13 protein-coding genes are annotated in these 14,175 nt (G+C 47.1%); 4 read left to right on the plus strand and 9 right to left on the minus strand.

Translation table 11 applies throughout. The features are described from left to right. Positions 1–1,849: acetate--CoA ligase family protein (locus tag ACQY6Q_RS16510; RefSeq protein WP_427983126.1), on the minus strand; the 1,849-nt coding region annotated here is incomplete at its 3' end. A gap of 301 nt (positions 1,850–2,150) precedes the next feature. Here ACQY6Q_RS16510 and ACQY6Q_RS16515 point away from each other — a divergent pair. Beyond that, on the plus strand, positions 2,151–2,555 hold the full coding sequence (locus tag ACQY6Q_RS16515) for a CBS domain-containing protein (protein WP_427983129.1): 405 nt from the start codon (positions 2,151–2,153) through the stop codon (positions 2,553–2,555). Between the two features lie 55 nt (positions 2,556–2,610). Here ACQY6Q_RS16515 and ACQY6Q_RS16520 read toward each other — a convergent pair whose 3' ends face one another. The 4 genes from ACQY6Q_RS16520 to pomA all read right to left on the minus strand — a co-directional run bounded on the left by ACQY6Q_RS16520 (position 2,611) and on the right by pomA (position 6,600). Then, a complete protein-coding gene (locus tag ACQY6Q_RS16520) occupies positions 2,611–3,111 on the minus strand; it encodes a glycine cleavage system protein R (protein ID WP_427983132.1) in 501 nt (166 codons plus the stop codon). Between the two features lie 198 nt (positions 3,112–3,309). After that, positions 3,310–4,770 (minus strand): tRNA uracil 4-sulfurtransferase ThiI, encoded by a 1,461-nt coding sequence (thiI, locus tag ACQY6Q_RS16525; protein WP_427983134.1) that lies wholly within the window; start codon positions 4,768–4,770, stop codon positions 3,310–3,312. Between the two features lie 136 nt (positions 4,771–4,906). Then, positions 4,907–5,827 carry a flagellar motor protein MotB gene (locus ACQY6Q_RS16530; protein ID WP_427983150.1) on the minus strand — a complete coding sequence of 307 codons (921 nt, stop codon included), beginning with the start codon at positions 5,825–5,827 and terminating at the stop codon, positions 4,907–4,909. A gap of 8 nt (positions 5,828–5,835) precedes the next feature. Further along, positions 5,836–6,600: a flagellar motor protein PomA gene (gene pomA / locus ACQY6Q_RS16535; RefSeq protein ID WP_055732403.1), complete on the minus strand. Its 765-nt coding sequence runs from the start codon at positions 6,598–6,600 to the stop codon at positions 5,836–5,838. A 222-nt stretch (positions 6,601–6,822) separates the two neighbouring features. Between pomA and ACQY6Q_RS16540 the strand changes: the two genes are divergently transcribed. From ACQY6Q_RS16540 to dxs, 3 genes are read left to right on the plus strand one after another with little or no spacing between them, the layout of a single operon-like run. Next, positions 6,823–7,068, plus strand: coding sequence for an exodeoxyribonuclease VII small subunit (locus ACQY6Q_RS16540; protein ID WP_055732404.1), 246 nt, complete (start codon positions 6,823–6,825; stop codon positions 7,066–7,068). Next, positions 7,065–7,949 carry a (2E,6E)-farnesyl diphosphate synthase gene (gene ispA / locus ACQY6Q_RS16545; RefSeq protein ID WP_427983138.1) on the plus strand — a complete coding sequence of 295 codons (885 nt, stop codon included), beginning with the start codon at positions 7,065–7,067 and terminating at the stop codon, positions 7,947–7,949. The genes ACQY6Q_RS16540 and ispA overlap by 4 nt, the downstream gene beginning before the upstream one ends. 34 nt (positions 7,950–7,983) lie before the next feature. Next, positions 7,984–9,852 (plus strand): 1-deoxy-D-xylulose-5-phosphate synthase, encoded by a 1,869-nt coding sequence (gene dxs / locus ACQY6Q_RS16550; RefSeq protein WP_427983140.1) that lies wholly within the window; start codon positions 7,984–7,986, stop codon positions 9,850–9,852. On the opposite strand, the gene ACQY6Q_RS16555 is transcribed toward dxs, so the two are convergent. The 4 genes from ACQY6Q_RS16555 to ACQY6Q_RS16570 all read right to left on the minus strand — a co-directional run. Beyond that, on the minus strand, positions 9,853–11,490 hold the full coding sequence (locus tag ACQY6Q_RS16555) for an ABC transporter substrate-binding protein (protein WP_427983142.1): 1,638 nt from the start codon (positions 11,488–11,490) through the stop codon (positions 9,853–9,855). Beyond that, positions 11,483–12,511 carry a peptide ABC transporter ATP-binding protein gene (locus ACQY6Q_RS16560; protein WP_427983144.1) on the minus strand — a complete coding sequence of 343 codons (1,029 nt, stop codon included), beginning with the start codon at positions 12,509–12,511 and terminating at the stop codon, positions 11,483–11,485. Before ACQY6Q_RS16560 ends, ACQY6Q_RS16555 begins: the two co-directional genes overlap by 8 nt. Continuing rightward, on the minus strand, positions 12,508–13,488 hold the full coding sequence (gene dppD / locus ACQY6Q_RS16565) for a dipeptide ABC transporter ATP-binding protein (protein WP_427983146.1): 981 nt from the start codon (positions 13,486–13,488) through the stop codon (positions 12,508–12,510). The genes ACQY6Q_RS16560 and dppD overlap by 4 nt, the downstream gene beginning before the upstream one ends. Before the next feature lie 10 nt (positions 13,489–13,498). Further along, a partial coding sequence (locus ACQY6Q_RS16570; protein ID WP_427983148.1) for an ABC transporter permease subunit occupies positions 13,499–14,175 on the minus strand: 677 nt, incomplete at its 5' end.

The raw sequence follows: 14,175 nt of genomic DNA on the forward strand, positions 1-14,175 counted from the left end.
CGCCCTCGCCTAAGAAAATAGCCGGGCCAAACACCGGGTCACTAATCACCGCCACCCGCAATTCCTGCGCGCCAGCAGTTAAGGCCATGCGTTGCAATATCATGCCTTCTACTCTAGCTTGAGGATAGGCCTGCTTCACCCTTGCCAACATGGACTCCGCTGCAATTTCTAACTGATGTGCATTATTAATATTCAAACTTACGCCATGTACATCAGACTTATGCAAAATATCTGGAGACTGTATTTTAAGCGCCACCGGATAACCAATTTCTTCAGCGCAAGCCAGCGCTTCGGTTACATCACGGACGAACCAAGTTTCAATGGTATTTAAACCGTAAGCTTGCAATAAGGGTTTAGCGTCGTGAGTTTCGAGTACCCACACCTCCTTGGCAATGGCTTGCTGCAAAATTTGTCTAGCCGCTTGGTCGACCATGGTTTTGTCGGTACTACTGGGCGTTTCTGAAAGTAGCTTTTGGTTACGGCGAAACTCTACCATATGCATGAACGCCCCTACCGCCCCTTCTGGAGTGCGATAAGTGGGGATCCCCGCCTTACTAAAGGCCAAACGTCCAGGATAGGCGGCCCTCTCTCCCATCCAATTGGTTAAGATGTTCAATCGTCGCGCACGACTATCTTGTTTAATCACATTGATCAGCGCTTGTGCAGTTTCTTCAGCGCCAGCTAAGGCCGAGGGGGCATGCATCAGCAGTAAAGCATCGGCTTCACCACTGCCCGCCACAATATCTAAGGCCTGAGCATACCGGGCGGGATCGGCATCACCTACAATATCTAAAGGGTTTTGCCCAGACCAGGCGCTGGGCAGTACTTGTGACAACTTGTTTAGGGTTTGCTCTGAAAACTCAGCCAGCTTGCCGCCTCGCTCTAATAAGGCATCAACCGCCAACACCGCAGGACCTCCACCATTACTAATGATGGCTAAGCGCTCACCCTGTAGCGGATTGGCATAAGTAAGGGTTTCTACCGCTGCAAATAACTCGTGTAAGTCTTTAACCCTTAACATACCTGCGCGCTTAAAGGCCGCATCATAAACCGCATCGTTGCCCACTTGGCCACCGGTATGCAAAGCCGCCGCCTGCGCCCCCAGCCGACTTCGTCCAGACTTAATCACCAAAATGGCCTTGTTACGAGATGCTGCGCGAGCCGCCGACATGAAACGCTGCGGATCCTTAACCGAGTCGATATACAACATAATCACCTGGGTTTTGGCATCTCTAGCGAGGTAATCGAGTAACTCGCCAAAATCAATATCTAGAGCATCACCTAAGGAGATAAAAGAGGAAAAACCTATGCCCTTATTATTTGCCCAATCTAGAACCGTGGTGCACACCGCCGCCGACTGAGACACAAAAGCAATTTTTCCAGCCTGGCTATTAGCATGAGCAAACGAGGCATTTAAACCAATATTGGGTAACATAATCCCCAAGCTATTAGGCCCCAAAATTCGCATGCCATAACGCTGCGCCAGCAGCAGAATCTCACTAGCAATGTCTTGCGTTTTGCCCTCGGCTTTAATGTCTAAGCCACCAGCGGTAATCACCGCAGCCTTGCAGCCGAACTGGCCAAGCTTTTCTACGACCTCAGGCAAGCGCGCCGCGTTAACACAAATTATCGCCAAGTCTGGGCGCTGGGGTAACTCTTCTATACTCGGATAAGCCAGTACCCCTAACACTGCTTTGTATTTAGGCGTAACTGGCATGACTGGACCATTGAAGCCAGCGCTCATCAAGTTTTTCATCACTACATTACCCGAGCGCAAAGCACGGTTCGATGCCCCGATAACCGCAATAGATTTCGGCGAAAATAGCTCATGCAATTTACGTTGACTCATTCCATTTTTCTCATGTTTAGCAAGCGCAGCAATGTTATCCAGTGTAACGTGTATCTCCGCAAAGTGAGAGCCGAGGGCTCACAATATCCGGTCTGTGCTACCAAGGTCGTAACGGCTTAGGCTTGGCTGCGAACATCAGCCTCGTATAAGCGGCCAGCCAATGCGCAACAGCATTACTACATATTACTCAAACTTACCCATTTTCTTTTAACTTACGCCAGTTTTTCATACAAACAACTGGACAAAATACACCTTTATCATTCATATCTAGATAAAACCCTGCCAAATAAAGGAATAAAACATGGCCCTAAGGTCCATTCGAGCAATTGATTACATGACCAAAAATCCCGTCACTGTAAAACCATCAACCTCACTGTTTGAAGCCATAGATATTATGCTGGCAGCTAAGGTATCGGGTGCCACCGTGTTAAACGACAACAAAGAAGTGGTGGGTGTTATTTCAGAGATAGACTGCTTACAAGCCATCCTTAAGGGTACCTATCATGGGGAAATCGGCGGAACAGTAAAAGAATTTATGACCGAAGAAGTGGATAGCGTAGGCACCAACATGGATATTTTAGCCGTCGCGGAAATGCTGATAAAACAAAAACGCCGCAGAATGCCAGTGGTTGAGAACGGCAAATTCATCGGCCAATATAGTATCCGTAGTATTTTGAATGCGGTAAAAGAATTTAACCTTAAATAAACGCCAATAAAAAGGGCTGTAGCTACAGCCCTAAAAGCACCACAGCCCATCACTATTAAATTTGTGATACCACCATCTGCTCTTGTAAACCCTCTATCTCAGCAATGATGCTGGCCGTGTTTTCATTATCTGGCACCATTAAATCAAATTCTGCGGTAAATACATTTTCTCCGGCATCAGGCACACTGACTCGGTGACATTCCAATTTGTTTACATTAACACCATGTCCAGCCAATAAGCGGGTAATATCGCTAATCAATCCAGGGCGATCTTCGGCATCAATTGACAAGCGTATTGGCTCTGCTTCCACTAGGTGAGCCGGTTTACATTGATGAATGGTCACTTGCAACTCTTCGAGGCCAAGCAAGCGCTCTTGTAAGGCTTGGCTATTTTTTTGTGGTACTTGTACTTTAAAAATACAGGCGACGTAACCGTCTAAATTCACCACGCGACTGCTTAACCACTTCCCTTGATGGGAATGGGTGATATCAGCCAAGTGATTTAGTGTACCAGGCTTGTCCTCTCCAACGGCGGTAACTAAAAACAAAGCGCTCATACATCTACCCCTTTTTACTAAAACCTAATTTAAGTCTATACCATATGAACACTAAGGGTGTGATAAGACTCGGAGTTTGAAGGAATCTTTAGCAAAATCCGATTAAAAAAACATATATGAACAAAAAACCTTATTTTTTAACTACTTTCCGATATAAATGAAACAAAAAAGCCAGCTATCGCTGGCTTTATTTAACGGCTATTGTTGACTATAAACCCCAACATTTTTAAAGCCAGCATCCTGCAGATATAGCGCTTGCAATTTACTCATTACGCCTCGGTCACAATACAGTAAATAATGCTTGCTTTGGTCTAAGTCGCCAAATTGAGTGGCCAGCTTAAAAAACGGAATATGCTGAACGGCCACGCCTTCTAATTCAAAGGGCTTACGTTCTTGCTCCTCTATCGAGCGAATGTCCAATACCACCGCTTCTTTATCCTGAGCGATTTCATCGCTGTGTACTTCGATGACTTGCTGATCGGCTTCTTTAGCCACATCTCGAATATCGGAAATTCGACACTCTTCTACCACCTTTTCCAAAATGGAAAAATCAAACTTATCTTCTTCGGCCAAAAGCTTTGACTCAACCGCCTTAACCGTCGGTTTGTTAGAGATTACCCCACAATATTCAGGCATGGTTTCGGCAAAATCATTAGTACCAATTTTCTTTGCGGTATCAATAATATCTTGTTTATCGGTGGCAATCAGCGGGCGTAAAATCAAGGTCTCTGAAACCTTATCAATCATGCCTAAATTAACTAGAGTCTGGCTAGATACTTGACCAACGGCTTCGCCAGTAACCAGCGCTGGGATATCCAAGCGTTGCGCGATTTTAGAGGCAGCACGCACCATCATACGCTTCAAGACCACGCCCATCTGACCGTTGTCGACTTTATCTAAAATCTCATTCACTACGGGGTCAAAATCCACCGCCACAAACTTAACCCGGTGCGATGAACCAAAACGTTTCCACAAATGATGCGCCACCTGTTTAACCCCCAACTCATGAGCTCGGCCGCCTAGGTTAAAGAAGCAGTAATGCACCTTGGCACCACGCTTAATTAGCTGATAACTAGATACGCCAGAATCGAAGCCACCAGAGAGTAAAGACAGCACGCTTTCTTGGGTAGCAATAGGGAAACCACCTAAGCCAGGATGCTTGGCTTGAACCAAATAAACCACATCATCAGCCACTTCGATATTCACCGTTACATCAGGATTTTTCAGGCGCACCCCATTGCTTTCACAATGTTGGTTTAGACCGCCTCCAACATAACGCTCCACTTCAATCGACGAAAACTCTTGCTGACCGCTGCGCTTTACGCGAACACAAAAGGTTTTGCCTTGTAAGCGATCTTTCCAGACCTCGTAAGTCAGCTCATAAATGTGGTGTAAATCGGTATAGTGATGCTGGCTAACTTCAAGAAAGTGAACAATACCAGGAGTCGATGATAGTGCCTCAATCAAAGCCGCACGATTCTCTTCACTGTCATTACGCGAAGTCACTACCATTCTGTCCCAATCTAAGCGCACCCTAATCGAGTCATCAAAGGCACTGATAACATTACGAATATTGCTTTGAAGAATTTTGCTAAAGCGCTTACGCACAGGCTTACTCTTCATGGCAATTTCAGGGAATAACTTAACGATGAACTTCATAACTCTGGGCCTTGATAAATTTGGGCGCGAATTATAACGCGACTTAAGCCAACGAGCCAATCTTGTTGTTAATCGAAGCGGATAAACGACCTAGCCGACACCTCGGTGATACTGAGGTGTCGGCTAGGTGGGAGGGTTATTGCTCTTCTGAGACGGATATTTCGCCCGACTGGCTGGCCTTACCTTGCATTATGCCGATCTCAACACGACGATTACGGCGGCGATTTTCCAAAGTATTATTAGGCACTAAAGGGTGAGTATCGGCCAAGCCACTCACTACTAAACGCTCTTCGGCAAAGCCATCGACTTTAATCAACTCATGGGCCACCGACACCGCACGCTGACTAGACAGATCCCAGTTTGAGCGATACAACTCTGACTCAGCTTGTTGATTATCGGTATGTCCCGACACCGTAACAATGCCGGGTATGTCTTTAATCACTTCGCCCACCCGGCGGATCACCGGTCTAAATTTAGGTTGTAGAAAAGCCGAGCCAGATGGAAAGGCCCCTTTCTCACGAACCCGAATAATGATTTGCTGGCCTAAAGACTCAACCTCGATGGCGCCATCTTCAATTTGGTCGCGCAACTGTTGGGCAATCCGTTTAGCAGTTTGGTTTTGCTCGGCCTGAGTTTGTGATTGACTCTGTGAGGACTGAGCCTGAGTCGCCGACGAGCGTCCCCCCGTTTGCTGACCAGCAGCTTTTTGTTGGCCACCCGCGTCGGCCTCTTCACCATCATGAAATTCCAGTTTCGCCTGAGTCATATCAATGGTTTGCTGCATGATAGTTTCAATTGGTGTGGGCTCTGGGCGACCCGGGCGAAATTCTTGAGCGATGACCGAGGTGCCTTTGGGAATATCTTTAACTTCAAGTAAGTTCTGCACACCAAAGGCATACTTCATTGAGCCGGCAATTTGCTTAAATTTAAGCACGTCCATTTCAGAGAAGGCCAACAGCAATACGAAGAAGCACATCAACAAAGACATCAAATCGGCAAAGGTGCCCATCCAAGCGGGCAATCCTTCCGGGGGACATTTGCAAGGTTCTTCCATTATTGCCTCATCTAGTCGTCAGTGGTGCCCAAAGAGCGTTTGCCCTCTGGAAGATAGTTTTTCAGCACCCCTTCAATTACTCGCGGGTTTTGACCATCTTGGATCCCCAGCACCGCATCCAAAATCAAGCTTCGATTAAGCTTTTCTTCTCCAGAGCGCAGCATCAGTTTCTCACTAATGGGGATCGCCACCATGTTAGCCAAAATGGCACCATACAAGGTAGTTAACAAGGCCACCGCCATCGCAGGACCAATCGATTTAGGGTCGTCCATGTTAGATAGCATAGCCACCAAACCAATCAAGGTACCAATCATCCCCATCGCTGGGCCTACATCCCCCAAGGCTTTGAAGATACCGGCTCCCATTTCATGTCGCTCAGAGGTTAATAGGATGTCTTTTTCCATGGTGGAACGCACCACATCGGCGTCATGCCCATCTACTAGCATGTCAATGCCCTTCTGCATAAAGGGATTGCTAATTTCAGCTTCTTCTAGTGCTAAGAATCCGCCTTTACGCGCAGCGTCGGCCATTTCTACCGAACGCTCAATCAAGTCTTCAGGTTTATCAACCTTAAACATAAAGGCTTTGGCGGCGATTTTAACCGCGCCTAGAAATTGCCCTAGGTTGTATTTCATCAATACAACAAACAAAGAGCCACAAAAAACAATTAGTACCGAAGGAATATCGACAAAGATACCAATTCCTCCCCCCATCACCATCGCCATTACTACGAATGCGAAGGCGCCGATAATCCCAATCAGCGTTGCTAAATCCACTGTGTTTTCCTTTTAACCTGTAGCCTAGAGATTTTTATTTTACTAATACTAGCCTACTCCAAAAACAGAATCGAAGATAATTTTGTGTTCTCATTTCAAGGTCTTGAAAGCTCAAGCACTATTATATTTATCGGCCAAAATGAAAATACTTGAGTTGCAAGTTTGACCTCCCACAGAGCCTAGGGTAAGTTTGCGCCAGCACTAGCTTGAGAGGGATTGACCATGGCCGTCAAAAAACCAGAAAACATGAAATTTGAAGAGACGCTCAATGAACTAGAAGATATTGTTCAGCAATTAGAGCAAGGCGAGTTAAGTTTAGAAGAATCTCTTAAACAATTTGAACGCGGGATCAGCTTAGCCAATGCAGGCCAGAGTAAATTACAACAAGCCCAACAACAAGTGGACGTTCTTCGTCACCAAGCCAGTGGCGATACCCTAGAACCCTTAATTCAGGAGCCATCTGAGTGAATCAACAGCTAGCCAGCTGCATTGCTGACTACCAAAGCCGAATCAATCATCACCTTGAGCAAATTCTGGCTGCACAAGGAGCAACTGAGCCTCAGCTGTTAGCCGCAATGCGCCATGGTTTACTGCTGGGTGGTAAGCGGATCCGCCCCTTATTGGTCTATTTGGTGGGGCAGCTCAACGACGCCGACAGTCAAGCCCTAGATGCCGCTGCAGCAGCGGTGGAATGCATTCACGCCTATTCATTGATTCATGATGATTTACCCGCCATGGACGACGACGACCTGCGCCGCGGCCAGCCCACCTGTCACAAGGCCTTTGATGAGGCAACCGCGATTCTTGCGGGCGATGCCTTACAAAGCTTGGCCTTTAGCCTGATTGCCGATGCGCCGGTAAGTGACCAACAAAAAGTGATGATGTTGAGGGTACTCAGCCAAGCTGCCGGTTATCAAGGCATGTGTGGTGGCCAAGCCATAGACATCGTATCAACCAATCAAAAAATATCGCTGCAGCAACTCGAACAGCTGCATCAGCATAAAACCGGCGCATTGATAAAAGCCGCCATTATGTTAGGTGCTATTTGTGGCAACATTGCACAGCCAGAGCAGCAAGCCTTAAGCGCCTATGCCGATGCTCTAGGCCTAGCCTTTCAGGTAAGAGACGATATTTTAGACATCATTAGTGATACCGATACTTTAGGAAAACCGCAGGGCTCTGATCAGGCTTTAAATAAAAGTACCTACCCTAGTTTATTGGGATTACAGGGCGCCATCGACAAAGCGGAAAGCTTAGGCAAAGAAGCGCTTCAAGCATTAGAGCGTTTGCCTTACAATAGCCAAATGCTAGCTTTGCTAGCCGATTACGTCGTGCATCGAAACAACTAGTCGTCAACAATAAAAATAATGATAAGCATTTTATATGACACTGAATATTAAAAATTACCCTACTCTCGCGCGAGCAAATTTGCCCGCCGATTTACGCCAATTAGAGGCGCAGCAATTACCTCAATTATGCGATGAGCTTCGTCAATATTTATTGAACAGTGTCAGTCAGTCCAGCGGTCATCTTGCCTCTGGTTTAGGCGCGGTGGAACTGACCGTTGCCTTACATTATGTTTACGATACCCCCTTTGACAAATTAGTCTGGGATGTAGGCCACCAAGCCTATCCTCACAAGATCCTCACCGGTCGACGTGAACAAATGCCCACCATTCGCCAATTCAAAGGTTTACATCCCTTTCCTTGGCGAGAAGAGAGCGAGTACGATGTACTTAGTGTTGGTCACTCTAGCACCTCTATTGGGGCCGCCTTGGGTATGGCCATCGCTGCCGAGAAAGAGCAGCAAGGCCGTAAAGTAGTGGCGGTGATCGGCGACGGCGCAATGACTGCCGGTATGGCTTTTGAAGCGCTTAACCATGCTGGCGCAATTCACAACGACATGCTGGTGATTCTTAACGATAACGAAATGTCTATTTCTGAGAATGTTGGCGCACTGAATAACTCTTTAGCCAATATACTCTCTGGCTCACTGTATTCCTCGTTGCGCGAAGGCGGTAAGAAAGTACTGAGCGGTATGCCACCGATAAAAGAGCTGGCTCGACGCGCCGAAGAGCATCTTAAAGGCATGGTGGTACCAGGTACCTTATTTGAAGAATTTGGTTTTAACTATATTGGCCCCATCGATGGCCACGATGTAAAAGGCTTAGTTCGCACCCTGAATAACATGCGCGACTTAAAAGGCCCACAACTTCTGCATGTGATGACCAAAAAGGGCAAAGGCTATCTTCCTGCCGAGCAAGATCCCATCGGTTATCATGGTGTTCCTAAGTTTGATCCCAGCCTAAATAACTTACCTAAAAGCAGCGGCAGCGCCCCCACCTTTTCCAAGGTGTTTGGCGACTGGCTATGCGACATGGCCGCCATAGACCCCAAATTAATGGGAATTACTCCAGCTATGCGCGAGGGTTCGGGCATGGTTCGTTTTTCTAAAGAGTTCCCTGAGCAATATTTTGATGTAGCCATTGCCGAGCAACACGCGGTCACCTTCGCTGCTGGCTTAGCCATCTCTGGTTATCACCCAGTGGTAGCCATCTATAGTAGCTTCCTGCAGCGTGCCTATGACCAAGTGATCCACGATGTGGCTATTCAAAACTTGCCAGTGCTATTTGCCATAGACCGAGCCGGTATTGTGGGTGCCGACGGCCCCACTCACCAAGGGGCTTTTGACCTAAGCTACTTACGAGCGATTCCCAATCTAGTCATTATGGCCCCAGCCAATGAAAACGAATGCCGGCAAATGCTCTATACCGGCCACCTGCACCAAGGCCCAGCCGCAGTTCGTTACCCGCGTGGCGGAGCCGATAATACGCCGATAGAAGCCCAGATGAGTACGATAGAAATAGGCAAAGCAAGAGTGCTTCGAGAAGGCGCGAACATTGCGATACTCAACTTTGGCAGCTTACTTTGCCAATGCCAATCAGTCGCTGAGCAATTAAACGCAAGCCTAGTGGATATGCGCTTTATTAAGCCTCTCGATAAAGACTGTATCAAAGCCTTGGCTAACAGCCATGATGTACTAGTGACACTGGAAGAAAATGCCATTCAAGGCGGCGCGGGCTCTGCTGTTAATGAATTTTTGTTTGCCGAACAGCTAAACCAAGTCAAAGTACTCAATATTGGCCTGCCTGACGAGTTTATTGAACAAGGCAGCCAACAAGAAATTTATCATTTGCTTGGTCTAGACAGCGCAGGCATTCAACAAAAAATTGAGCAGTTTCTTGCCCGCTAATTAATCGAGTACCTGCAGATGCTCAAACAAAGGAAACGGGCTGTTACGATTTAAGCTATTTATATCAAGGCGGCGATTAGTCGCCCAAATCTTACGTTGCCAGTACAGCGGTACAAACGCCGCTTGCTGGTACATGACCTTTTCCAAGTCGCGAATAATCAATGCGCGTTGCTGGTCATCTAACTCCTGCTCTGCTTTCAGAATTAATGCCGACACCTCATCATTTTGATATACCTGACAACGAGTGGCTTGCTGCGGCTCTGCCTGCTCATCGTTTAAGTACATAGAGCGTGCAATAGACAACACATTACCCGCATCTTTTTGCCGCCGAGTTAATACCAAATCACTCAAGCACTGGCTCACGTTAATTTGGTAATCGGCTTCATCCAACCAACTTGGAATCAAGCGAATATTTACTCGATCCAACATCGACACCAACTGCGAAACCACCTTAGATTGTTCGTCAAACAAAGTATTGGGAATGGCCATACTCAAGCTAAAACCCTCTTGATAACCAGCTTGTTGCAATAGTTGATGAGCCAATAGTAAGTTATAACGTGGTAATAGTTGCTCGTTATATCCGGCCTGCCCGGGAATGCTCAGTTGTGTAGAAGCCATGGCGTAAGGACCAAGCCCCTCGGCTAAACGTGCATTATCTATCGCTAAATTAATAGCCTGACGGACTCGACGCTTGGCTAAAGCGGGATGGTGCTGATTCAATTCAATGGCTAACCACTTCAAACCGCGCGTCTGAATCACCGATAATTGCTTATCTTTATTAAGCAAGTCAACATAGTTATCGGGCACATGATCGATGATATCAACATCACGAGAAAACAGGCTAGCCATGCGCATTTCGACCTGCTTTATCGGCACCACCTTTATACTACTAACATTGCCCTCGCGCTTACGCCAATAATCTGGATTTACACTAAACTCGGTCACAATACCCGGAACGTAACGGCTCAATTTGTAAGCCCCCGTTCCCGATATTTGAACAACATGAGATCCATTTTCGGCTTGTTGTTGCGCTAAATAGAACTGCTTATCCACCGGGAAAACGAGGCTAAGGCGTTGAATAAGTTGAGAGAACGGGCGAAAAGTTTGCACCTCAAACTGCAAGCGATTGATCGCTCGTAGGCTCTTAATTGGGGCAAACAGAGTATGTAAGTTAGCTTGTTGATTAATTTGCTGGAAGGTCCACTCTACATCTTCAGCACTCAACACATTACCAGAATGAAACTTTACGCCATCGCGCAACTCAAATTGAACTTGGGTGGGCGAAATGATTTTCCACTTAGTCACCAGGCCCAGACCAATGCGCCCTTGCTGATCACTTAAAAACAAAGGGTCAAACAACAGATGGTTAACGAAGTTTCGCGAAGTATCTAAATCATCCACGATCGGCTGAGGCTCAGTATGAAAGGCTGTTCCCCAGACCAACTCTTTAGCTTGGGCTGCGCTTGCGCCAAACATAAATAATAATACCAGCCAAGTACCAAGCTGAGTCTTTGATTTTCTTGGCAATAGCAAGCTATTCACCCCATACGAACAGAATACCGCTACGTTACACCGAAAAAAGCGATAAAAAAAGCGGGAAAAACCCGCTTTTTTGGTCACGCTAAATAACTTACGCAATTCGCCCTTCTTCTCGAGCGAAACAAGCCACTTGCGCGTTAGCCTCTTGAACCAAGGCAGGTTGTGATTGATGACAACGTTCATTGGCAAAGCGACAACGGGCGTGAAAAGCACAACCGGCAGGAGGATTAAGCGGTGAAGGTAGTTCGCCCTCCAGCTTAATTTTCTCGCGACGATGTGCGGGGTCTAGCCGCGGAGTACTCGATAACAGAGCCTGAGTATAAGGGTGCTTTGGATTGTTAAATAATTCCTCACAAGAGGCGTATTCTACTGCCTTACCCAAATACATCACCATTACCTCATCGGCAATGTGTTCTACCACCGATAAATCGTGAGAAATAAAGATGTAACTTAAACCCATCTCTTGCTGCAGATCCATCATTAGATTGAGCACCTGAGCTTGCACCGATACGTCCAGCGCAGATACCGGTTCGTCAGCCACCACCACCTTAGGATCCAGCATCAAACCACGTGCAATCGCGATACGCTGGCGCTGACCACCAGAAAACATATGTGGATAGCGATCATAGTGCTCTGGTCTTAAGCCCACTTTGGCCAACATAGCCAAGGCTTTCTGCTTACGCTCGGCCTTCGTCATGTCACTGTTAATAACCAAAGGCTCTTCTAAAATAGTTCCCACCTTCTTCCGCGGGTTAAGCGAACCATAGGGGTTTTGGAAGATAATTTGGATCTTTTGCCGCAACACCTTAGCGGCGTCTTTACCCAAGCTTAAAATATCTTTGCCATCGAAACACAGCTCACCTGCGGTAGGTGTCTCAATCATGGTGAGCACACGAGCTAGAGTTGACTTACCACAGCCCGACTCACCCACCACCGCCAAGGTTTTGCCTTTCTCTAGGCTAAAGCTAACTCCATCCAAGGCCTTTACCGTTGCATCGGGTTTAAACATCCCAGCTTTAACTTGGTAATGCTTCTTCACCCCATTCACTGACAATACCGACTGTTGTTCGGTGCTTGCTTCGGCCTGCAGCGCGGCGGCTTTGATAATACTGTCACTCATGCGCTTGGTCTCCCGCTTTCATCTAGTGGAGTGAAACATCTTACTTGTCGCTTCCCTTCGCCTTGCAGAGGCGGTTGTTGTTGCTGACAACGCTCTGTCGCGTAAGGGCAACGAGGGTTTAGCAAACACCCCACAGGACGGTCATAAGCCCCAGGAACCACCCCTGGCAGCGCATCTAAACGGTCTTTCCCGGCTGAAGACTCTGGCAGAGAACGCAACAGAGCTTGGGTATAAGGATGTTTCGGCTTAGAGAAGATCTCTTCGGCCGGTCCTGTTTCAACCACCTGTCCGGCATACATCACGATCACCCGATGCGCCGACTCGGCTACTAGCGCCAAGTCATGGGTAATTAATACTAAACCCATATTTTTTTGCTTTTGCAGCTCTAATAGCAAGTCCACGATCTGCGCCTGAATAGTCACGTCCAAAGCGGTGGTCGGTTCATCAGCAATCAACAGTTTGGGATCACAAGCAATGGCCATGGCAATCATCACTCGTTGGCTCATTCCGCCAGACAACTGGTGAGGATAGCTCTTCAAGCGAGATTTAGGATCCGGAATACCCACCTGTTCTAGCAGCTCAATTACCCGTTGACGACGCCATTTCTTATCACCGCTTTGGTGAATTTTTAGCGCTTCGCTAATTTGGTACTCAACGGTATAACACGGATTTAAGCTAGACATCGGCTCTTGGAAAATCATCGCGATTTCGGCACCAGTAATGGCGCGGCGTTTGTTTTCCGACATAGCTAATAAGTCTTGCCCTTCAAACTTGAGGGTTTCAGCCTTAACTTTTCCGGGGTATTCAATCAAGCCCATAATGGATAGCGAGCTAACGCTCTTACCCGAACCCGATTCCCCTACAATACCAACAATTTCGCCTTTCTCTACGCTATAGCCAACTTGGTCAACCGCTCGAAAAGGGTTATCCCCATCACCAAACTCAACAGTAAGGTTATTCACTTCTAATAAAGACACAAGATTTCTCCTACTGTTTCAACTTGGGATCAAGCGCATCGCGCAAGCCATCGCCCATCAAGTTAAAGGCTAATACCGTTAACAAAATCACCAAACCGGGGAAGGTCACCACCCACCAAGCACGTTGCACAAACTGCAGCGCATCTGCCAGCATACTGCCCCACTCTGGTGTTGGAGGCTGAGCGCCTAGACCTAAGAAACCCAACGCAGCCATATCAAGAATCGCATTGGAAAAGCCTAAAGTGGCTTGCACAATTAACGGCGCAACACAGTTAGGTAAAATTGTAATAAACATCAAACGCAACGAACCGGCGCCAGCCACGCGAGAAGAGATTACATAGTCTTTATTTAGCTCGGCAATGGTCGACGCCCGAGTTAAACGCACATAGTGAGGCATGGATACAATGGCAATCGCCATCGCCGCATTAAAGATGCTTGGACCTAAGATAGCCACAATCGCAATCGCTAATAATAGGCTCGGCATCGCCAACATAATGTCTACTGCGCGCATGATGATGGTTTCGATGTAACCGCGGAAGAAGCCGGCAATCAAACCTAAAATCACACCAATACCTAGTGACAAGGTCACCACAAGGCAACCAATAAACAAGGAAAGTCGAGCACCATAAATCAAGCGTGACAAAATATCACGCCCCACATCGTCGGTACCGAGTAAGTAGCTAGTGG

Origin of the sequence: Agarivorans sp., assembly GCF_050295395.1 — a bacterium.
GTDB lineage: Bacteria > Pseudomonadota > Gammaproteobacteria > Enterobacterales > Celerinatantimonadaceae > Agarivorans.

Bases quoted from the DNA above. Each gene is read 5' to 3' on its own strand.
- dxs (WP_427983140.1), top strand. From the start codon at position 7,984: ATGACACTGAATATTAAAAATTACCCTACTCTCGCGCGAGCAAATTTG.
- ACQY6Q_RS16560 (WP_427983144.1), bottom strand. From the start codon at position 12,511: ATGAGTGACAGTATTATCAAAGCCGCCGCGCTGCAGGCCGAAGCAAGC.
- thiI (WP_427983134.1), bottom strand. From the start codon at position 4,770: ATGAAGTTCATCGTTAAGTTATTCCCTGAAATTGCCATGAAGAGTAAG.
- ACQY6Q_RS16540 (WP_055732404.1), top strand. From the start codon at position 6,823: ATGGCCGTCAAAAAACCAGAAAACATGAAATTTGAAGAGACGCTCAAT.
- ACQY6Q_RS16515 (WP_427983129.1), top strand. From the start codon at position 2,151: ATGGCCCTAAGGTCCATTCGAGCAATTGATTACATGACCAAAAATCCC.
- ACQY6Q_RS16520 (WP_427983132.1), bottom strand. From the start codon at position 3,111: ATGAGCGCTTTGTTTTTAGTTACCGCCGTTGGAGAGGACAAGCCTGGT.